Annotated in this window: 17 protein-coding genes and 4 pseudogenes; 4 read left to right on the forward strand and 17 right to left on the reverse strand. The window is 37.6% G+C overall.

All coding sequences use genetic code 11. The annotated features are described in order from the left end of the window. Window positions 1-40: 40 nt before the first annotated feature. The gene (locus ACLKL2_RS03435) at window positions 41-955 is read left to right on the forward strand and encodes a VanZ family protein (protein WP_413693382.1); all 915 of its coding nucleotides are present in this window, start codon (window positions 41-43) and stop codon (window positions 953-955) included. A gap of 85 nt (window positions 956-1,040) precedes the next feature. Here ACLKL2_RS03435 and rlmM read toward each other — a convergent pair. The 8 genes and pseudogenes from rlmM to hemA all read right to left on the reverse strand — a co-directional run bounded on the left by rlmM (window position 1,041) and on the right by hemA (window position 8,067). Continuing rightward, window positions 1,041-2,126 (reverse strand): annotated as a pseudogene (rlmM, locus tag ACLKL2_RS03440) (23S rRNA (cytidine(2498)-2'-O)-methyltransferase RlmM). 32 nt (window positions 2,127-2,158) lie between these two features. After that, complete coding sequence (locus ACLKL2_RS03445; protein WP_258546807.1) at window positions 2,159-2,554, reverse strand: DUF423 domain-containing protein; 396 nt, start codon at window positions 2,552-2,554, stop codon at window positions 2,159-2,161. A gap of 6 nt (window positions 2,555-2,560) precedes the next feature. Then, on the reverse strand, window positions 2,561-3,406 hold the full coding sequence (kdsA, locus tag ACLKL2_RS03450) for a 3-deoxy-8-phosphooctulonate synthase (RefSeq protein ID WP_413693383.1): 846 nt from the start codon (window positions 3,404-3,406) through the stop codon (window positions 2,561-2,563). An 83-nt stretch (window positions 3,407-3,489) separates the two neighbouring features. Next, complete coding sequence (locus tag ACLKL2_RS03455; protein ID WP_413693384.1) at window positions 3,490-4,350, reverse strand: SirB1 family protein; 861 nt, start codon at window positions 4,348-4,350, stop codon at window positions 3,490-3,492. 3 nt (window positions 4,351-4,353) lie between these two features. Beyond that, entirely contained in the window at window positions 4,354-4,740 is a 387-nt protein-coding gene (locus ACLKL2_RS03460) for a SirB2 family protein (RefSeq protein WP_413693385.1), read from the reverse strand. Between the two features lie 84 nt (window positions 4,741-4,824). Further along, entirely contained in the window at window positions 4,825-5,658 is an 834-nt protein-coding gene (gene prmC, locus ACLKL2_RS03465) for a peptide chain release factor N(5)-glutamine methyltransferase (protein ID WP_413693386.1), read from the reverse strand. Next, window positions 5,659-6,750 (reverse strand): peptide chain release factor 1, encoded by a 1,092-nt coding sequence (gene prfA, locus ACLKL2_RS03470; RefSeq protein WP_113817509.1) that lies wholly within the window; start codon window positions 6,748-6,750, stop codon window positions 5,659-5,661. It abuts the gene before it with no gap. A 51-nt stretch (window positions 6,751-6,801) separates the two neighbouring features. Next, window positions 6,802-8,067, reverse strand: a complete 1,266-nt coding sequence (gene hemA / locus ACLKL2_RS03475; protein WP_413693387.1) for a glutamyl-tRNA reductase — start codon at window positions 8,065-8,067, stop codon at window positions 6,802-6,804. A 243-nt stretch (window positions 8,068-8,310) separates the two neighbouring features. Here hemA and ACLKL2_RS03480 point away from each other — a divergent pair, with 243 nt between their 5' ends. The 3 genes from ACLKL2_RS03480 (at window position 8,311) to xthA (ending at window position 10,142) form a co-directional block, all read left to right on the forward strand. Continuing rightward, window positions 8,311-8,733 (forward strand): outer membrane protein assembly factor BamE, encoded by a 423-nt coding sequence (locus ACLKL2_RS03480; protein WP_113817507.1) that lies wholly within the window; start codon window positions 8,311-8,313, stop codon window positions 8,731-8,733. 198 nt (window positions 8,734-8,931) lie between these two features. Continuing rightward, window positions 8,932-9,165 (forward strand): TIGR02647 family protein, encoded by a 234-nt coding sequence (locus ACLKL2_RS03485; protein ID WP_413693388.1) that lies wholly within the window; start codon window positions 8,932-8,934, stop codon window positions 9,163-9,165. A 170-nt stretch (window positions 9,166-9,335) separates the two neighbouring features. Then, on the forward strand, window positions 9,336-10,142 hold the full coding sequence (gene xthA, locus ACLKL2_RS03490) for an exodeoxyribonuclease III (RefSeq protein ID WP_413693389.1): 807 nt from the start codon (window positions 9,336-9,338) through the stop codon (window positions 10,140-10,142). Between the two features lie 93 nt (window positions 10,143-10,235). Here xthA and ACLKL2_RS03495 read toward each other — a convergent pair whose 3' ends face one another. From ACLKL2_RS03495 to kdsB, 9 genes and pseudogenes are all read right to left on the reverse strand, one after another. After that, complete coding sequence (locus ACLKL2_RS03495; RefSeq protein ID WP_413693390.1) at window positions 10,236-10,949, reverse strand: TIGR01621 family pseudouridine synthase; 714 nt, start codon at window positions 10,947-10,949, stop codon at window positions 10,236-10,238. 10 nt (window positions 10,950-10,959) lie between these two features. Next, window positions 10,960-11,559 carry a UPF0149 family protein gene (locus tag ACLKL2_RS03500; protein WP_113817503.1) on the reverse strand — a complete coding sequence of 200 codons (600 nt, stop codon included), beginning with the start codon at window positions 11,557-11,559 and terminating at the stop codon, window positions 10,960-10,962. Between the two features lie 124 nt (window positions 11,560-11,683). Continuing rightward, window positions 11,684-12,647: pseudogene (gene pfkA / locus ACLKL2_RS03505) on the reverse strand (6-phosphofructokinase). Window positions 12,648-13,293: 646 nt separating this feature from the next. Continuing rightward, on the reverse strand, window positions 13,294-14,847 hold the full coding sequence (locus tag ACLKL2_RS03510) for a SulP family inorganic anion transporter (RefSeq protein WP_413694239.1): 1,554 nt from the start codon (window positions 14,845-14,847) through the stop codon (window positions 13,294-13,296). A 104-nt stretch (window positions 14,848-14,951) separates the two neighbouring features. Beyond that, complete coding sequence (locus ACLKL2_RS03515; RefSeq protein WP_113817500.1) at window positions 14,952-16,709, reverse strand: lysophospholipid acyltransferase family protein; 1,758 nt, start codon at window positions 16,707-16,709, stop codon at window positions 14,952-14,954. Window positions 16,710-16,831: 122 nt separating this feature from the next. Then, window positions 16,832-18,540: pseudogene (locus ACLKL2_RS03520) on the reverse strand (polyamine aminopropyltransferase). 63 nt (window positions 18,541-18,603) lie between these two features. Further along, window positions 18,604-19,504, reverse strand: a pseudogene (locus ACLKL2_RS03525) (DUF350 domain-containing protein). Window positions 19,505-19,513: 9 nt separating this feature from the next. Beyond that, entirely contained in the window at window positions 19,514-20,449 is a 936-nt protein-coding gene (locus tag ACLKL2_RS03530) for a hypothetical protein (protein ID WP_413693391.1), read from the reverse strand. Between the two features lie 8 nt (window positions 20,450-20,457). Beyond that, window positions 20,458-21,246 carry a 3-deoxy-manno-octulosonate cytidylyltransferase gene (gene kdsB, locus ACLKL2_RS03535; protein WP_113817497.1) on the reverse strand — a complete coding sequence of 263 codons (789 nt, stop codon included), beginning with the start codon at window positions 21,244-21,246 and terminating at the stop codon, window positions 20,458-20,460. Between the last annotated feature and the right edge of the window lie 2 nt (window positions 21,247-21,248).

The following is a 21,248-nucleotide window of genomic DNA, read 5'->3' on the forward strand; positions in this document are numbered from 1 at the left end:
CATTCAAAGGGCCTGATTACCATTTTAAATGAGAACTTTCATGCTCAAGAAAACGCTTCTATTGGTTATTTCATTGTGTTTTATATCCTTGCTGTTTGTTGATGTAGGCGACTTAATCTCCGAAAGAGTTATATATGTTTTATGGCCCATTGGACATGTCACTGTTTTTGCTTTCTGGACGGCACTATTAATCCTTTACCAACCTAATATTAGAAACTCCTCACTTATCAAACAATGGTATTTATTAACATTATTCTGTTTCGGGCTGGGAGTGACCATTGAACTGATACAGCCTTTCTTTGGTCGCTCTCGACAGCTTGATGATCTTTTCATGAATTATATTGGCGTCTTATTGAGCTTAATTCTGTTCACTCGTCACTCAGTGCATTGGATTGTCAAAACAGGTTATTTTGTTGTGTTGGGATATTTTTTATTGCCTTCAATTACAACTGCATATGATGAAGTTAAAATGCAACTCGAATACCCTAACCTTGCCTCTTTTGATAATGAGGTTGCCTTAACACGTTGGAAAGCAGATCAAAGGTTAACCTTAATAACACCACAAGATCTGCCTGAAGCAACAACCAATATGATGAAAATTACCTTTGTAAAACGTCAATACAGCGGTGTAGCACTTCGTTATTTTAAAAGAGATTGGCAGCAGTTCAGTCAACTTAGCTTTGATTTATATAATCCTTATAAACAAGCTTTGCCTGTTACTTTAATCATGACTGATAAACACTACAATAAAGGTCAACCTAATGCACAAGACCGATTTGATAAAATTTTGCAAATAAAACCAGGTTACAACCATATTGATCTGCCATTAGATGAGGTAAAACAAGGGGTCGCATTAAGGGAAATGGATTTAGAAAATATGGCAGGAGTAGATTTTTATATGTATAAATTGAAGACGCCCACATACTTATATTTAGCGTCATTATATTTGCAGTAGTATATGTACTACAGCACTACTAATAGTAGTGGGTTATTAGACTAATAAAGAAAATATCTTTATTAGTCTTACCAGATAAAACAGTTTAGATGGGGCCGTAAATTTTATCCGTTAAACGAACATGTACTGTGATCTCTTCTCGGTCATGATAGAGATGCTTTGCTTGAAGTTCGTAATTGAACCGGCTTCTTCAATCATATCCGTTAAGATTTTAAGATCCTCGGTGGCTTCTTGATAACGTTGTTTCATGGGTAATTTAAGATTAAAAATAGTCTCTTTACACCACCCTTCAATTAACCATTTAGCCATCAACTTTGCAACCCGTTTTGGTTTTTCAATCATGTCACAAACTAACCAATGAATGTTTTTACGCTCAGGTTCAAATTTAAAACCATCTTCCATGTAATGAGTGATTTGCCCTGTTTCCATTAGACTTTCAGCCATTGCACCATTATCTACACAACTAACAAACATACCACGTCTTACTAATTGGTAAGTCCAACCACCTGGACAAGCACCTGAGATCCACTGCACGTAAACCTGAATGTGCTCTCGCCTCTTGCTCTTCCTTGGTTAAAAACGTTTGAAATGCTTCATCGAGTTTTAACGTAGAACGACTCGGTGCTTCATTAGGAAAACGTAAACGTGTGATCCCCATATGTTGCTCACTACGGTTATTAGGCAGTGAATAACCCACATAGGCCGTTTCATAATCCATAAAGCAGACGTGTGTACGACGTCGTTTAGGGTTTTCTTTGTTGGTTAAGTTATTGTGTTTTTTCAGTGCTTGTCTGAATGGTACGGTGAATTTACGACAAAAAGTCAGTAATGGTTTAGTTTCATCCCCTTCCGGACACTCTACAAACACGTCACCGGCCATTGGCAGATTACGAGTTACTTCTAAAATAGGAGAGATTCTATCTTCTGCCGGTAAATCTTCGAGCAAGGCAACAGCAACAATCATTTGACGAGCAAAAATTAATTGTGCGAAATTAACTTGCTCTGCTAATGCTTCAACCTGTGCAGGATCATAACAATGATATAATACAAACCCACTATTTTTTAGCGTTTTGATATACCCAAAGACTTCTAATTCACTGGCTTTAGCTTGAATTTCATTAGCACAATCATTTTCAAAACCTGGACGACAATATAACAGAATACCTAACATACAAACCTCAATTTACTGTGTTCAGTAAATCTTTATTTTCTTTGTGAAAAGAGCATTGCTAACGCAATAGATAACCACGCAATGATCAGTAACAAACCACCTAATGGTGTGATCAGAACTAACAGTTTCGATGCAAAAAATACCCAATAATATAAGCTACCACTGAAACATAGCGTACCAATGCTAAAACAATATAAGCTCAAGGTAAGCAAACGACTTACATAGAATGAGCTTAATATTGCTGTCATTAACAAAGCTAATGCATGCAGTAACTGATATTGCGACGCTAATTTTACCTGTGAGACTTGTTCAGGATCAGCCCATGCAGATAAACCATGACTAGCATAAGCTCCAAACATAACCGCCGTTGCACCTAATAAGGCGGCAACGGCGATAAAACAGCGTGACTGTGTTGAGATAGTTAACACAATAGCTTATTCAGTCACAATAGGATCTAAGCTTTTAGCTAGTTCATCCATTTGTTTCATTTGTGTTAGGAAAGGCACTAGCTTATCAAGTGGCAATGCACATGGACCATCACATTTTGCGTTTGCAGGATCTGGGTGAGACTCTAGGAATAAACCTGCAATACCCTGTGACATCCCCGCTAAACCTAGTTGTACCACTTGGCTACGGCGACCATCAGCGCTATCACTGCGTGCACCTGGTTTTTGTAAAGAGTGGGTAACATCGAAAATCACTGGGTAAGACGTTTCTTTCATGGTGCTGAAACCTAGCATATCAACAACTAAGTTATTGTAACCAAAACAGCTACCGCGTTCACACAGGATGATTTTATCATTACCCGCTTCTTTAAATTTAGTGATGATATGTTGCATTTCATGTGGCGCTAAGAATTGCGCTTTTTTCACATTAATCACAGCATTTGTTTCTGCCATTGCTTTAACTAAGTCAGTTTGACGGCTTAAGAATGCAGGTAGTTGAATAACGTCAACCACTTCAGCAACAGGTTTTGCTTGGTACGGTTCGTGAACATCAGTAATAATTGGAACATTAAAGGTAGATTTAATCTCTTCAAAAATACGTAAGCCTTCTTCCAAACCAGGACCACGGAAGCTATTAACCGATGAACGGTTTGCTTTGTCGAATGAAGCTTTAAACACATATGGAATATTCAGTTTAGAGGTAGCTTCAACATAGGTTTCTACCATTTTCATCGCAAGGTCACGCGACTCTAAAACATTCATACCACCAAATAAAACAAATGGAAGATCATTTGCAACTTCAACATTGCCGACTTTGATAATTTTCTGGCTCATTTTTACTCTCTTATTTTTATCGAATTACACGATCAAAATGGTTAGTCATCACAACCTTGCTATGACGGCTATTAGTTAAATAATTAATGGATAACTTGTGCTGTTAGTTCATCACCCATCTGTTTAATCTGTCTTTTTAATAAATTAACAATGGGATCTTCAGGACACTGTTCAATAAAGTATGTGAAATCATTACATGCTAATTGATAACACTCTAATTGTTGAAATAAGAAACCACGATCTCTTACTTCAAAGGCATCCTCGGGATCCAGCCTTAATAAAATATCACTGCATAATAGAGCTAACTCAATGCTTTCAGCTTGGATATAAGCGGCTTTTAAGACATTAACATAACGTTTAATGATCGTTTCACTGCTATCCGCCTGTAACATATCAGGCGTTAAACGTGCATGATTACCTAATTGGCCACGCACTTTTAATTCTAATTGCAATAAATCAACTATCTCACCATTAAATGGATCGATATATACCGCCTCTCCGTGCAGGTCGACTTTCACGATAAAACCACTTGGAAAGCAGATGCCATGGGCATTAAACCCCGTTTCCTTTAATGATTCAATCAATAAAATACCAAGGCTAATCGGTACGCCTTTACGGCGTGATAACACCGATGATAACAACGCATTTTTAACTTTGAAAAAAGCCTTCCAATCGCCGCTAAATTTTTGCACATGGTATAGGTTATTAAGTAGTCCGCTTAATTTTTCCATATTGTTATCAGCGTAACTTGATAGCTGAGACTTGATAACAATCAGTTGTAAACGCATAGCGTCTTGAAGCTCAACTGCTGAATGCCCTGTAATTTCAGATTCAGCCATTCCAGCCAACTGTAAAAGAGAATAAGCGCTATAATCTATTCCTTCATGAATAAAACTGTTAGTAAACACAGTTTCTTCAAGCGTCTCTTTTTCATCTAATTCCACTGTTTACCCCACTAATAAAATAGCTTGTTTAGTGAATGCTAATTTAGCGATATAAGCAAGCCAACCAAACGCACCAATAAAAGATAACCATTGAATATGTGTTTTAGTATTTGGGTTTAATGACACTTGTACCATAGTAAAGTAGGCAACAAATGCGATTAATTTTTCCAATAACCAATATCCACCTAAGGAGAATGGATTCCAATGTACCAGTGCCATTAAGGCAATACCTAATACAATAATAGCTAGGTGAGTATGGGTATGGATTTTTTTATAAATTGGCTTTTGTGCATTAGCATGATCCGTCTTTAACCAATAAAAACGGATGATATAAAGCACGATCGCTAATACGATAAAACTCATATGAGTATGTTTTAAAATGTTATACATTGTTATCCTTGCCCTAAACCAATTGGCTCATTGATATTATTTATCATTAACCTTAGTAACTTTGATCATAGCAGTGTAGTAGATTCACGCTACAAAGGTAAATGACCTAAAGTAACCACGGTCATTTTGACCGTAATCTTGCTTTGTTTGCACATCAACAAAGCCATTATCTTGCATAATTTTTTGCACTGATTGCCCTTGATCATAACCATGCTCAAGTAACAAGCTACCACCTGCAGTTAAATAATCTTTAGCTTGTTCGCAAATCAAACGAATATCCGCCAATCCACTCTCTTTGGCAGTTAACGCCGACAGAGGTTCAAATCTTACGTCACCGCTTTTAAGGTGACTGTCTAAAGGGTCGATATACGGCGGATTACTAACGATAACATCAAACCTGTTTTGCACATTATCAAACCAATTACTTTGTTTGATAATAACCTGGTTAAACCCCAGTTTTTTGCGGTTTTCACAGGCTAAAGATACGGCATCAGCACTATAGTCTACACCCATACACGTTGCATTTGGCAGTTCACTGGCGAGTGCAAGAATTACCGCACCAGTTCCTGTACCAAGATCTAGAATATGTGCATTTGGGCTAGTCTTGTCTAAGGCTAGTTCCACTAATAATTCAGTATCTGGGCGAGGAATAAGTGTGCTCGCATTGACCTTAAAAGGCAGTGACCAAAACTCACGTTCACCAGTTAAATGTGCCACAGGTTGACCATTAAGGCGTTGTTCAATCAATTGCTCAAAATCTGTTTTTTGTTGCGCAGTTAAATCTCGTTCTGGCCACGTCATTAGATAAATGGTTGGTTTATCTAATACATAAGCTAATAACACCTGCGCATCTAACAAGGCTGAATCACTTCTTACCAGTGTATATTCAGCCCAGACTAATGCATCATCGATACGCAACTACAGTGCACCTTGTGCAAGTGCAGCTAGTTTATCAGCTTGGTCTTCTTGTAGGATAGGATCTAATAACGCATCTAATTCACCTTCTAATACCTCATTCAAACGGTAAATAGTCAGGTTAATACGGTGGTCACTAACACGGCCTTGTGGGTAGTTATAAGTACGAATACGTTCACTACGGTCACCACTTGCTACCAGGCTACGACGAATGTCTTGCTCTTCAGCATTGTTCTTTTCATCTTCAACTTGTTGTAAACGTGCTTGTAAAACAGACATCGCTTGCGCACGGTTTTTATGTTGTGAGCGTTGATCTTGACACTCTACAACAGTACCCGTTGGTACGTGTGTAATACGAATAGCAGAATCGGTTTTATTAACGTGCTGACCACCTGCACCAGAAGCGCGGAACGTATCAACTTTTAAATCAGCAGGGTTAATTGAAATCGCTTCTGATTCAGGAATTTCAGGCATAACTACTACAGTACAAGCGGATGTATGAATACGGCCCTGTGATTCTGTTTCTGGTACACGTTGTACACGGTGACCGCCCGATTCAAACTTCATTAGACCGTAAGCGCCATCACCTTCGATTTGCATGATCACTTCTTTGTAACCGCCCTGCTCACTTTCATTACTGTTCATGATGGTCACGCGCCATTTTTTGCTGTCACAGTATTTACTGTACATACGGAATAAGTTACCTGCAAAAATAGCCGCTTCATCACCACCAGCTCCGGCTCTGATCTCAACAAAACAGTTACGGTCATCATTTGGATCTTTTGGCAGTAATAAAATTTGCAACTCAGCGGCTAATCTTTCTACAGACTCTTTAGCTTCAGTGATCTCATCTTGCGCCATTTCACGCATATCTTCATCGTCATCTTCTAGCATTAATTCTGCTGCAGCTAAGTCTTCTTGAGCCGTTTGAAAGGCTTTAAAGCACAATACTACTTCTTCTAGCTGTGAATACTCTTTAGTTAATTCACGATATTTATCTTGATTACTGATCGTATCAGGGTCACCTAATAGCGCTTGTACTTCTTCATAACGTTCAACTAATATTTCTAACTTTGCAACAATAGATGCTTTCATTTTTATCTCTTCTTATGAATAGTTCAGTAGCGGAACTACTGAGTTATCTCTTTATAATTCGTCGTGTTGGCTTAAACCGAGTGTTAACCTTAATAAAGCTAAATCTTGTTCATTACCTGTTTGGCTGACCGTAGTCAGAGCTTGGCTAGGATGATGAATAAGTTTATTGGTTAATTTAAACGCCAACTCTTTTAATACTTTTTCACTGTCGTTACCGTTCGCTAATGAAGTAATAGCACGTTGTAATAATTCATCTCTTAATTGCTCACTGTTTTGGCGATATAATCGAATGCTCTCTACCGCTTTTAATGACTCTTGCCACGCCATAAAGTCGCTAACACCTGCGACAATAATTTTTTCAGCTTCAATGGCGGCTTCTACTCGTGCTTGTTTATTCTCTTCTATAATGCCCTGTAGGTCATCAACGCTATATAGATACGCATCATTTAACTCTGCGACCTGCTGTTCTATATCTCGAGGCACAGCAATATCGATAAATAACATTGGCTGATGGCGACGATCTTTTAACGCACATTCCACCATACCTTTACCAATGATAGGTAAAGGACTCGCGGTGGATGAGATAATAATATCTGACTTAGCCAGATGATTAGGAATTTCTTCTAAGGTAATTGCATTAGCATTGAACTGCTCTACTAACCCCATTGCACGCTCTAAAGTACGATTAGCAATAGTGATATTTGGCACTTCATGTTCTAGTAAATATTTGCCAACCAACTCAATGGTTTCGCCAGCACCAATTAACAACACACGACTTTTCTTTAAATCACTGAATATTTGTCGAGCTAAAGAAACGGCAGCAAACGCAACTGAGATTGCATTGGCACCAATTTGAGTGTCGGTACGCACACGCTTTGCCACACTAAAGGCATATTGAAACCATTTGTTTAAGGTTTTACTAACCGCTTTCGCTTGACCAGCAGAAGCAAAGGCTTGCTTAATTTGCCCAAGAATCTGTGGTTCACCTAATACTAAAGAGTCTAACCCGCATGACACACGAAATAGGTGATTAACGGCTTGTTGATCTTGGTAGCTATAAAAGTTCTGGTCAAAAGCACCCGCTTCAATGCCATGGAAGTCTGTTAACCATCTTAAAATGGGTGTTATATCGTGTCCTTCATAATGGCAGTAAATTTCACAACGATTACAAGTAGAAATAATAACTGCCTCTTTAACAAGAGGTTGAGATAACAAATCTGCATAAGCCACCATCAAAGAGTCAGGTGCAAAAGCAACTTTTTCTCTCAGTTCAACTGGTGCAGTTTGATGGTTAATTCCTAACGCAAATAATGGCATTTATATAATTCACAGAAACAAGAAATGGAGCAAAATAAAGAGCTGAATTCTACGTAAATTTACCACAAATTTAAAGCGAACTCTGTTTCTATGGTGTATTTAGTTTTAAAAACAAACAATTTTGCTATAACTTTTACTTTATAAAACAGAATAGCAAAATTTCTGCGCTAATATTTTTACATGTTAGCTTCGCTTGGGTATTATCAAGCACTGATTTTCTATCACTAAATTATTGAAGAGCCCATGACTATTAAAAAAATATTTGCCAGCCTTGCGATTACTTTCTCTCTTTCAGGGTGTTCTTACTTATACAATACCTTTGTATATCAAATCGATGTAGTTCAAGGAAACTATATAGACAGTGAAAAATTAGCCCAAGTTGAAATTGGTATGACACAACAACAAATTGTTTACGTGTTAGGCTCTCCAATGTTAATTGATCAATTTGATAGTAATAAATGGTATTACATTCGTTATATCAAACCAGGTGGCGAGCCAGTTCAGCAGTCACAAATACTGTTAACTTTTGATGGTAATAAATTAGCCAATATTAGCAGTGATAATATCGAACAAGAAAATCCACTGGTAAAAAACCCTAAAGTGAAAAAAGAGCCAAACGAGGCCGCACAAACGGGCGATACTAAAGTTGCACCTACCACAGAATAAACCCGCTTTAACGTAAAGGAGTGTTTCGACACTCCTTAGCTCCATTCCTTGTTAATTTAAGTGCGCTACATCACTATTAATTAAGGAATTTTTCCAAGAATTGATCTACACCAAACTCCCCTCTATTAGCTTTTGCATTTTATATTTACCTCACTATGATGAAACCTCTTATCAGCAATACAAGTGAGCTAAATAACCATGAAAAATTACTCTGATACTCTGTTAGATGAAATAAAGTTACTCGCGAAATTTCCTGAAACCTCACAATTAGAAGGCTTAAAAATTCATAAAGAAGCTGACCTCAGCATCATTAAAGCAGCACAATCTCTGTTTGATAAAGGTCTTATTTCACAACAAGATGGTGGGTACTTAACCGATAGTGGCTTAGAAACTGCAGATCATCTACACCACCTATTAATCGCACTTCATTAATCTATATTATGGTTGTGGGCTGAGTACCTTGCTCGCCCTCAGCACTTCAGTTGTCGTTTTATCCATTAACAAATACTGCCCATTTATTTTGCTATGTAGATCTCTTAGTTGAGTAAATTGCGCCAACAAGGTACATTCTCCCTTTTGATTCTGTAAAGGTTATTCTCGCTATGAAAGTTATCTCATTTAATATTAACGGGCTACGCGCACGTCTACATCAATTACAAGCAGTAATCGATAAACACCAACCTGATGTAATTGGACTTCAAGAGATCAAAGTACATAATGACGCCTTCCCTGTTGAAGCTTTAGAAGCTATGGGGTATCACGTTTATTTCCATGGTCAAAAAGCCCATTACGGTGTTGCTATGTTATGTAAACAAAAACCAACTGATGTGCAATATGGCTTCCCTACTGATAATGAAGAGCATCAAAAACGCATGATCATGGTGACTGTGCCTGATGAAGATGGACAGCCAGTGCGAATTTTAAACGGTTATTTCCCGCAAGGTGAGAATCAAACCCATGAAATTAAATACCCGTATAAGCGTCAATTTTATCAAGATTTAAATACATATCTGAATGAGCATCATACTGCCGAGGAAAATGTTATCGTGATGGGTGATATTAATATCTCACCATTAGATCTAGATATTGGTATTGGCGAAGCAAATGCTAAACGTTGGTTACAAACAAAAAAATGTAGCTTCCTACCTGAAGAGCGTGAATGGTTAGCAACCTTAATGAAGTTTGGTTTCACAGATACCTTCCGTTTATTACACCCAGAAGAAGATCAAAAGTTTAGTTGGTTTGATTATCGTTCTCGTGGTTTTGATGATAACCGTGGTTTACGTATTGACGTGGTATTAGCAACCCCAGCATTGGCAGAGAAAACCGTTGAAGCAGATATCGATTATGAATTAAGAGGGATCGATAAACCATCAGATCACGCTCCAATCTGGACTGAATTTGCTTAACCCCTTAACCTAATACTCAACAGGCTCAAGTATCACTTAATTATTTCCAATTTAAGTGATACTTGAGCCTTTATTTTTAACCGTAAAAAATAACTAGGTTTTCTTAGGCCATTTTAATAAATTACAATCTTCTAACTCTGCTAATTTTTCCTGACAAGCTTGTAACTGAAATAACTCACCTAAACTTGGCACAGCATTAAAATTAAATACCTGTTCTTGATAGACAAATTGAATTTGAAAAGCATGTAAATATCCACGGTCATAACGGTGTGCATCTTCCGTTGCATAGATAGGATCACCACAAATCGCACTGCCTATACTTTTTAACGCCACACGAATTTGATGTGTTTTACCTGTTTTAGGCTTAACCACAAACAAACGTTTACCTTCTCCTAATGAAAAACTAAAAAACTGTGTGATCGCTAAATTCTCAGTATTTCTAGTTAGTTTCCACATTGAACGACGTGATTTTTCCATCCCACCTTTAATTAAACCTTGAGACTTTTTAGGTTTTTTATCTGCAATGGCTAAGTAAAATTTTTGAATATCCTGACTTTTAAATAATTCTGACAACCGGTTTGCCGCTACTGATGACTTAGCTAATAATAAAATGCCCGAAGTCATTTTATCTAAACGATGCACACTGAATAACTTCTGTTTGAAATAACGTTCTGCGGCAACTACTACCCCAAACTCACCACCTTCACTATGAAAGTTAATACCGGGATGTTTATTGATGACTACAAAATCATCTTCTTCTGATACAACTGAAAAGTATGTACTTTCTACTGTGATTGCCTCTTGCATCGCTACCCTATTATTCATCAAAGACTAAATTCTGCGCCGCACTATAAGCTAAATTACTCAATAATTGTGGCAAAATCGCTAATATTTCATGGTATTCAGGTAATTGGTCAACTATCGCTAAGAATTGCGGGTCATTAGCATCCACGGGAGCAAGTTTGGTTAATAGTAAAATAGTTGTTTGTAATATATTTTCACTATTACTATCACCTTCCACTGATTCCCATTGTTCGCTAAACACTTCAATAGCCGCTAAGAAGCCACTAGCAAATTGAACTGCTTGTTCAGTTAACTGTTTATCTGGGGTTAACCAGTCATGACATTGTAAACCATTCAGCGGAATCGCTTCTTGATAAGATGCTTGAATTTCATTGCTAAGCGCGAGTACTTTTTGCGCATAGTTAGTGGCTTGTTGTTCATTATCAAAAGTCATCTCCGCATCAGCTTGCCACAGATAACTTAACCATTGATCCAAATCTAATAACTCTGGCAGAGCCTGCACACTACACATGAAACCAATTTGATAGTAACTAGTGTGTAAGCCTTTTATACTATTAAATTGACCATTCAGTTCGATAAAATCAAACAATGCCATTTTTTGATTATCGGGCATATTAACTCCTAGTAGTAGTGTGTTTAGTATGAAATATTAATACTATATATTTGAGATATAAAAAAGCCTACTTAAAAGTAGGCTTAATCGATATATCTATAAAGATGTATATTAGCTTTTAAGTCTAATATAGAACGTTTGATAAATCGTATGAATCTTGACGGAATGGACGTTTCATTTCAGTTAGACATTCGATGATGTCATGGTCAACCATCTCACCACACTTAATACCAATACAACGTGCACTCTTACCAGCCATCAATAGAATCAACAGCGTAAGCACCCATACGGCTTGCTAAAATACGGTCAAATGCCATTGGTGCACCACCACGTTGGATATGACCTAATGTTGTCGCACGTGTTTCACGTTTAGTTCTTTGTTCGATACGTTTTGCTAAAGCAGTCACATCAGTAATGTGCTCAGTAATAGCAACAATCGCGTGCTTCTTACCTTTTTCTTCGCCTAATTGAATTTGTTCAATTAATTTATCTTCATCAAAATCAACTTCAGGAACGATAACGTACTCACTACCGCCAGCGATCGCAGCCCATAGTGTTAAATCACCACAGTAACGTCCCATCATTTCTACAATAGAGATACGGTTATGTGATGAAGAGGTGTCACGTAAACGGTCCACTGCATCAACAATCGTATTTAAACAAGTCATGAAACCGATAGTGAAATCAGTACCCGCAATGTCATTATCGATTGTGCCTGGAATACCGATACATGGGTAACCCATTTCACTTAATTTTAATGCACCCATGTATGAACCATCACCGCCAATAACGATTAATGCTTCAATACCGTGCTTTTCTAATTGCTGAATCGCTTCTTTACGAACACTTTCTTCTTTAAATTCTGGGAAACGAGCTGTTCCTAGAAATGTGCCGCCGCGATTAATAACATCAGATACTGAATGACGATCCATTTGTTCGATTTTATCTGCATGTAATCCTGCATAACCATCATAAATACCGAACACTTCGATATCGTGAGAAAGACAAGTACGTACTACTGCTCGCACTGCAGAATTCATACCCGGCGCATCGCCACCACTTGTAAGCACACCAATTTTTTTAATCACAATTTACCTCAACCAATTACACTAATTGATAAAAACCATAAGACTATTGCCATATAGACTATGATAATCATCTATAAAATTAAAACTTTTATATTTTAACTCAAGTTAAATGTAGTTTTCTACATGAGTTGCAGAAAGTAAACGTCCAGAACCACATCAATTTTGTTAAAATAGCTAATATTTAATCATTGGTTTTTCATGTAAACAACCTCTGATACTTCGTGCCTCAAGCATACAATATCTGAAGGCTGTAGAATAACAATATTATGCATTTTCTTGTTAAAAAGGCCTTTCTTTGCTTTTTTATTAATCTGGATCAGTAATCTTTTTTAAATTGTCACAAAGTTGCAATAAGTAGGCTATATTGTGTTTAACAAATAAAAGGAGAAGAAGATGAAAAGTAAAAAGAAAACGTTAAGAAACAAACATATTTGGTTTTCAGTATGGAACCCAAAATCAACTCAAATGAGCCCTAAGTGCGATGCTGGCTATCGCCCAATTAGACAATCAACTCGATAAAAAACCATTAAAAATAACATAAGGTTTATTAAAACCTAATTCCCCGTTCCCATAATACCTTTTCGAATAAATACAAAAAAGCAGGTTATAAAACCTGCTTTTAAATACCCTTTATGATCTGTATAAATTAACCTAGTTTATCCGATGCTACCGCATATGACGGATCTTCAATTAGGTTCATTTCCACTAGTACACCTGCTTTATGCAATAACTTACGACAGTCTTTACTTAGGTGACGAATATGCAGTTTTTTGCCTTCTTTTACATAACGCTCGTTAAGTACACTAATCGCTTCAATAGCAGAATGGTCTGCTACACGACAGGATGCAAAATCAACCGTCACATGACGAGGGTCATTTTTAACGTCGAATAATTCTAAGAAATTACTCACAGAACCAAAGAATAATGGGCCATTGATAGCGTAAGATTTTTCAGTTTTATCTTCATTTTCAGCAACATTTGCATGGATATGACGAGCATGTTCCCATGCAAATACCAATGCAGAAACAATCACACCAACAAAAACAGCAATAGCAAGGTCAGTAAACACAGTTACCGTACTTACTAATACAATCACAATTGCATCTTTAACTGGCACATTACGCATCATTTTGAATGAAGCCCATTCAAAGGTACCTAATACAACAATAAACATCACACCCACTAATGCGGCTAGCGGTACAATTTCAATTAAACCAGATGCAAATAAAATAAACGCTAATAACGCAAGTGCAGCGGTAATACCAGATAAACGGCCACGTCCACCTGAGTTAATGTTAATCATAGACTGGCCAATCATCGCACAACCACCCATGCCACCAAATACGCCATTCACCATATTTGATGCACCTTGAGCAACACACTCTTTATTAGGACGGCCACGTGTTCCTGTCATCTCATCAACAACGGTCAAGGTTAATAGAGATTCAATTAGACCAACTGCAGCTAGGATCAGAGAGTATGGCAAAATAACGTGCAATGTTTCTAAATTGAACGGAACCATTGGAAGCGCAAAGGTTGGTAATGTGCCCGCAATAGTCGCATTTTCATCGCCACTCATACTTTGTAGAAAGTCTAATACGGTGCGAGTTTCTAATGCAGGAACAAAATAAACTAACAAAGTCACAACCACAATCGCCACTAATGTAGAAGGCACTGCGTTAGTTAACTTAGGTAAAAAGTGGATAATCGCCATGGTTAACGCGATTAAAGCTAACATGATATAAAGTGCATTGCCTTGTAACCAAGTTAAGTTACCTGCAGCATCTTTCACTTTAAATTGACCTAGTTGCGCTAAAAAGATAACGATAGCTAAGCCATTCACAAAGCCAATCATCACTGAATGCGGCACCATACGAATGAATTTACCAAAATGCAAAACACCACATAAAATTTGGAATAAACCTGCTAACATAACCGCAGCAAATAGATACTCAACACCGTGTGAGCTTACTAATGCAACCATTACAACAGCCATTGCTCCGGTTGCGCCAGAAATCATACCTGGACGACCACCAAAGATAGAGGTGATTAAACCAACCATAAATGCCGCATATAAACCAATCATTGGTTCAACACCTGCAACAAAGGCAAAGGCCACTGCTTCTGGCACCAGTGCCAAAGCAACTGTTAAACCTGAAAGCACATCATTTTTAACACTGCTTTTATTTATTTGGGGAATTCAAACACCGCTGTTGTTCCTTTTTAGGGGTAAAATATAGGGCGCGTATTATAGCGCCCATTTAAGGTAACAGCAAAACAAACAAATTTTAATTTGTATATCGTTTAAGCACTGAGTTCAGCTAGCTCTTGTTGTAGATTATCGTCTGTTAAATGCATATCAATATAGCGTGATTTTTTCTTCTCTTTTAGATAAGTTAAATCCACCACTACTAAGCCATCGATACAATTATTAAAGTCCGGATCAATATTAAAATCAACAAACTGCACACCACCTTCATGGCACAATTCAGTGTATTGTTTATATAAGGTTGGCACACTGACACCCATATTATTCATCATGGTTTTTAATTTCATAAAGTCTTTAGCATAGTTTTCACCAGTGAAATAACTTAACAATTCGTTGTCTAACTCATCTGAAATATTATAGGCATTTCTGGGTTGAGCCAGGTCCCCCTGTGCAGGAAAATATAGCTGATAAAAATAGACTAGATACGCATGTGCCTTTTTAGGTAATGAAGCACTTAAAGAAACAGGCCCAAATAGATAACGAATATCTTTATTCATGGCTAAATAAGCACCAATTCCCTGCCATAGATAATCTAAGCTGCGTTTTCCCCAATACCTAGGCTGTACAAAACTACGCCCAAGCTCTATACCTCGTTCAAAATAGGGATGCATATCTGCTTTATAGTCAAACAACTGGTCGCTGTATAAACCACTGACTCCTTTATCGCTTATTAAGCGTGAAGTAGTGGTAAAACGATAAGCACCTACTAATTCTAACTGCTCTTTATCCCACAAAATAATATGAAGATATTCAAAATCAAACTCATCTAGATCGCGTTTTTCTCCAGTACCTTCCCCAACAGCACGAAACGTAACTTCTCGACAACGCCCTAGCTCTTTTAAAATCACCCCATGATCGGGTTTTTCTAAGAGGTAAATATTCTTGCCATCAGAGGTGCTGCCTAATAACTGACATTTCTCAATAGCATGCTTTAATTCCACCCGTGGAACAGGATGAGCAATTACCGATTCCGTTTTAAAGTAACTTCGCTGCCCTTTTGCTACTCGATAAACCTCTTTCTGTAATAGGTTTACTTTTACTTTAGTTGATAGTTTATTTTTACCATAACTTTCAAAAGGGATTAACTTACCAATTCTGACATTGATGCTTTGCTCGTTATGTTTAAACATCTCTTTAACGAGTAACAAACTCGCTAATGGTTTATAAAAGAAAGAAGAGGCATAAAAGGTCCAAGAGTTTCTCGCTTTAATATGTATCGGTAATATGGGAGCTTTGGCACGTGAAGCAATTTTCAAAAAGCCTTTATGCCACTGACAATCTTTAATCCCTTTTGGTGTAAAGCGAGAGACTTCCCCCGCAGGAAAGATAATTAATGCCCCATCAGCAGATAAGAAGTCATGGATATTCAGTAAATCTTGTTTGGCAGTATTACCCGACATATTATTAACGGGCAATAATAGCTCTTGAAGTGGTTTTATTTCCATTAATAGTTCATTAGCGACCACTTTTACATCACCGCGAATCTTCTTCACTAGATGTAATAAAGCCAAACCATCTAATGAACCAATTGGATGGTTAGCAATAATCACCACACGACCAGAAACAGGTATACGCTCAATTTGTTTATCTATCGTTGCAAAACTGAAGTCAAAATAATCGAGTGTTTTCTCAATTAAATCAAAACCTTTAAGATTGGGGTAGCGTGCTGAAAATTGTACAAATTCACTTTCATGTAATAAATTTTTACATAAAGAACTTAATAATTTATGTTGTAAGGAGTTTTCCACTAGTTGTGGAAAGTACTTTTTGAACATCTCTTGACTTGAAATCATCCTATCATCACCCTTCTATCCTGTTTAAAGTAGGATAGAAAGGTAAAATGACAGGCGAGTTACAAATTTAAGACTTATTCATGACAAGTGAATCAGACAAAATGAACAACAATCACTTTTATTTAATTAGCAAATTCTGTTTCTGCTTCCCAGGCATTTTGGTGGTATTGGTAAAGCACATTACTGCCTAAATAATTAACTTTCACCTTGTCTTTGTGTAAATAAAAATCTTTATTAAAGGAAAAAGCTCCTTTTAACAAAGGTAAAGTTAACCACTTCGTTGGTACATTTAACGTGTTAATCTTTGATATTCGCTGTGACGCAGATTGTCCACGTTTAGTGCCAATACTCCAGCCCCATTCACCAAATGACGGAACATTTTGATGGTACTGTTCGGTATTAAAGCCTGCTTCTTGCAACGTTTTACCTATAGAGATAAATGCAGATTGCGCATGGAATGGTGAAGTAGATTGCACAACAATAGCCCCATCACTACTTAACAAGTTTTTCAAACGATAATAGAAATTCACGCTATACATCTTATTTAAATCAGGATGGCTAGGGTCAGGCAAATCAACAATGATCGCATCAAAACTCTGTTTATTCGCTAATAAACGGTCTATAGCGATAAAGGCATCATCATTAATGACCTTCACACCTGGCTGATTAAAACTATCTTGTGTTAAACGTTTAATTTTATCACTCAGGTGAGGTGGTAATGCTTGCTCTGGATATTTAAATAATGCGATCAGCTTAGGATCAAGATCAACCAGAGTCACTTGTTCAGGTTGCCACTTTTGAACTTCACGTAAAGCTAAACCATCGCCCCCACCAATAATTAAAATATGTTGATGGCGTGCAGATACTTGCATCACTGGCTGCACTAAAAACTCGTGATAGATATGTTCATCTAAACTTGAGAATTGTAATCGACCATTAATATAAAAGTTATAGATAGGATCATAACCACCACCCAGTAAACGCTCAGTAAATACCAAATTCTGATAAGTGGTTTGCTTTTGATACACCACTTTGTCTAAATACAGCATATTTTGCATCTGCTTTTGCCAGTTATTACCAAACAAAAATACTAATACAATCAAACCACCTAAACAAAGATGACCTACAATCAATTTTGTTCTGTGTTTTAGATGATCTTTAAAACGTACTAAAAATACAAAGCCCGCAATCAAATTTAATGAAGCGGTCAGAGCGGCTGCTTGGCTGATCTCAATTTTCAACATAAACAGCACCCAAATCGCAGCACCAACACCGGCACCAATATAATCGGCACCATAAATAGTGCCTGCATTATGCGCTAAGCGCTGTCCGTAAACAGTTTCTCTGATCCTTGCAATCAATGGGATCTCCATCCCGATCAAAAAACCTAAAATAAACGCAAATAGATAAGGCAGTTTGGTGGTTAACCAAGATAATGTTGCTAAAAATCCCCTTTTAGTAGCACATCGTTAGGTATTTGGTAAGTATCAGCAATAACTTGCGGTAAGGTTTGACTAAAACCGATCACAGAAGCAATAAATAAGGTAGCACTACAACCAATCAGCGCAACAATGAGCTCTAAAAACACAAAGCCTTGAAAGGCATCTTTTACCTTTTTAGCAGCAAAAGCCCCCAATCCCATGGAGACAATCATTATTCCAATAATCGCATAAATGACTGTTTCAACACTGCCTAAAATACGCGCAGAGTAATGAGATAATAGGTACTCATATATCAGACCACAACAGGCTAATGTGGCCATAATTAGAATTAAAAAAGCATCATCAATAAGTAGGTTGAGCTGTTTGCTATTGAGGGATTTAAGGCGCATACAATTAAATTCGCTTATAAAAAAGGCCATCAGATGATGGCCTAGTGACATAAAAAACTAGTGTTAAGACATTAATGCCATTAATAGGAAAGCAATGGAGAAAGAAGTTGCTAGTTCAATGGTTGCAATACCGATGTTTTGTTGATCTTCAACTTCCTCACGACGGTTAATTCCCCATAATACTAATAACTTAGCAAGACTTGTTAAAATAGTTAATAACACCATTAAGATAACGCTGATCACTACCCACTGCATCAAGCCTGTCCATAGTGAATCCATATTAAAAATAATGAAGTAACTTGCTGCAGTTACCGACATAGCGGTTGAAATAAGGTAACCACTGTAACGAATTGCTAATGCTATATGGTTATTAACCAAGGCTGTTTGGAAAGAAATACCGTTGTTTTTTGAATATTTCCACTCAAATAAACGCGTGATCACCACTAACATCACCTGTGATACAACCCAGTGCAGCTACTAGTGCAATAAAGGTATCAACATTTAAGCCTTCTACCCACATGATCGCAGCTCGTACCACAATAGCAGTAGCAATTACTGAAGCTGCATCTACTAAAGCAACAGCAATATTACGGTCAATAATTAAGGTTTGTTTATCAAAGGCTGGTAGTGCGTAACGATCGTGAATGTAACGACCTGCTTTAATTAAAATTAACCCTGCTAAACCGTAAGCTAACATTCCAATTAATTCAATTTCGTAAGATCCTGCAAGTTCTCCGGTGATAGCTCCACTTAATGCAATCCCCATGGCTGCTACCCCACCAGCCATACTAATACCATAGGCAAAGTTATCTTTATGGGCTAACTCATCTGCAGTATTAATTTTACCTAACATACCCATGGTATAACGAATGCCGCCTAGCAATAGGATAGCAACAGCCATATCAATTGCTAGATAACCAATCAGCGATCCACTTATTTCTAATGTTGTCATTAATTCGTTCATTTTAATATCCTATTTGCCGCGACTAACACCACGAGATGTGGTTGATTTGCTGTTTCTAAAGCTACTAGAGGAAGCTTTTTGCTTCGAATAACTTGATTTCCCTGAAAAACTCGGCGCTTTCTGCGCTTGTTTACTGGCTGTAGACATGCGGCTTGCACCGGTTTTAGATTTAGCATAAGGGCTAGTAAAACCACCTTTATTGCCAAATTTCTTCTTCGTACGCTGTGCTAAATCATCTTGAGATTTCTTTTGTTGCGGAGAAGTATAACGATTCCTACCCACATCATTGTAATAGCTGTAGTCTCTGCGCGATGACCAGCGATCGTAACCTATTTGACGTGGAGAGATGGCAGAAAACAGAGTATAAGCCGCATACCATTGCCAGAATGAAAAGCCACTACTATTCGTTTGCCATTGACCGTAACCCGGATTACCTACCAACTGACTACCAGCACCATTATCGTCAGCGCCATTAGCTTGTAGGCTTCGTGCTTGGCTAATTGCATTAACACGCGCAAGCTCACCATCAGACATATCCGCGATAACATTTACAGGATCAGATAACGCATCATTAAATAAAGTGGGATCAGACGCTTCAATCAAGGTTTCGCTTTCGTATAATTGGGCTTCAATATCCCCTAAGATTTCAGGTCTGGTTTTTAAAGTGGAAAGACGATCTGCTAAAGAGCGAAACATCGGCCCTTCTCTTGATGCATCTTTTGATAACTCAGTTAACAATGGGCTTAAGTCAGGCTTCTTCTGTTTCAGTAGCGTCGCATACTGTTGCAAAATAATCGCATTTCGAATTCGTTGAGTATCTAAGTTTGTTCCTAGATTCTCAATAAGGTAATCAGCTGTTTTAATATTTGCTTGCAAGCGGTCTGGGCGGTCATCGCCACAAGCTACTAGCAAGAAACTAAAACAAGCAATAAGAAAAACTCGCATAGGCTTTATCATTCCTTAATATTAATGTCACTTTGTGACAATACGTCAATCACTCGTTGTAAGTCTTGTGCTGTATCCACTCCTGCTGGAGGTACTTCACTAGCTACATCAACATGAATTTTATAACCATGCCAAAGTACTCTTAACTGCTCAAGTTTTTCGATCATTTCCAATGGTGATACTGATAATTGCGCGTACTGCTTTAAAAAGCTAACACGGTAAGCATAAATACCAATATGGCGTTGTAAATGACTTAAATCGACATTCTTGCCCTGTTTATTTTGTTCGGTAAAATTATCGCGATCCCAAGGTGTAGTCGCACGGCTAAAATATAATGCAAGGTTGTTTTTATCGGTTACTACTTTCACTGCATTAACATTAAAAGCGTCATCTTGATCTGTAATAGGCGCACTTAATGTAGCAACACTTGCTTGTTGATTCGCATATAAGTTATTAGCTACCTGTTTAATGACAGTAGGTGGAATTAATGGTTCATCACCTTGCACATTCACGATAATCTCTTCATCTGCAAATTGATATTGCTGACATACTTCCGCTAACCTATCAGTACCTGATTCGTGATCCTTAGAGGTTAAACAAACTTCTATATTATTAACCTCTACTAATGCATCAACAATGCGTTGATCATCAGTTGCCACAATCACTTGCTTCGCACCACTTTGTAATGCTTGATTAGCGACTCGCTCAATCATGGTTTTACCCAAGATATCAGCTAGGGGTTTAGCCGGTAAGCGAGTAGATTGATAACGAGCAGGAATAACTACAATAAATGACATGA

Source organism: Psychromonas sp. KJ10-2 (assembly GCF_047323255.1).
Classification (GTDB): Bacteria; Pseudomonadota; Gammaproteobacteria; order Enterobacterales; family Psychromonadaceae; genus Psychromonas.

Coding starts and splice junctions, on each gene's coding strand:
- ACLKL2_RS03435 (WP_413693382.1), top strand. CDS start 41: ATGCTCAAGAAAACGCTTCTATTGGTTATTTCATTGTGTTTTATATCC.
- kdsA (WP_413693383.1), bottom strand. CDS start 3,406: ATGAGCCAGAAAATTATCAAAGTCGGCAATGTTGAAGTTGCAAATGAT.
- ACLKL2_RS03460 (WP_413693385.1), bottom strand. CDS start 4,740: ATGTATAACATTTTAAAACATACTCATATGAGTTTTATCGTATTAGCG.
- prfA (WP_113817509.1), bottom strand. CDS start 6,750: ATGAAAGCATCTATTGTTGCAAAGTTAGAAATATTAGTTGAACGTTAT.
- hemA (WP_413693387.1), bottom strand. CDS start 8,067: ATGCCATTATTTGCGTTAGGAATTAACCATCAAACTGCACCAGTTGAA.
- ACLKL2_RS03480 (WP_113817507.1), top strand. CDS start 8,311: ATGACTATTAAAAAAATATTTGCCAGCCTTGCGATTACTTTCTCTCTT.
- ACLKL2_RS03485 (WP_413693388.1), top strand. CDS start 8,932: ATGAAAAATTACTCTGATACTCTGTTAGATGAAATAAAGTTACTCGCG.
- xthA (WP_413693389.1), top strand. CDS start 9,336: ATGAAAGTTATCTCATTTAATATTAACGGGCTACGCGCACGTCTACAT.
- ACLKL2_RS03495 (WP_413693390.1), bottom strand. CDS start 10,949: ATGCAAGAGGCAATCACAGTAGAAAGTACATACTTTTCAGTTGTATCA.
- ACLKL2_RS03500 (WP_113817503.1), bottom strand. CDS start 11,559: ATGCCCGATAATCAAAAAATGGCATTGTTTGATTTTATCGAACTGAAT.
- ACLKL2_RS03515 (WP_113817500.1), bottom strand. CDS start 16,709: ATGATTTCAAGTCAAGAGATGTTCAAAAAGTACTTTCCACAACTAGTG.
- ACLKL2_RS03530 (WP_413693391.1), bottom strand. CDS start 20,449: ATGCGAGTTTTTCTTATTGCTTGTTTTAGTTTCTTGCTAGTAGCTTGT.
- kdsB (WP_113817497.1), bottom strand. CDS start 21,246: ATGTCATTTATTGTAGTTATTCCTGCTCGTTATCAATCTACTCGCTTA.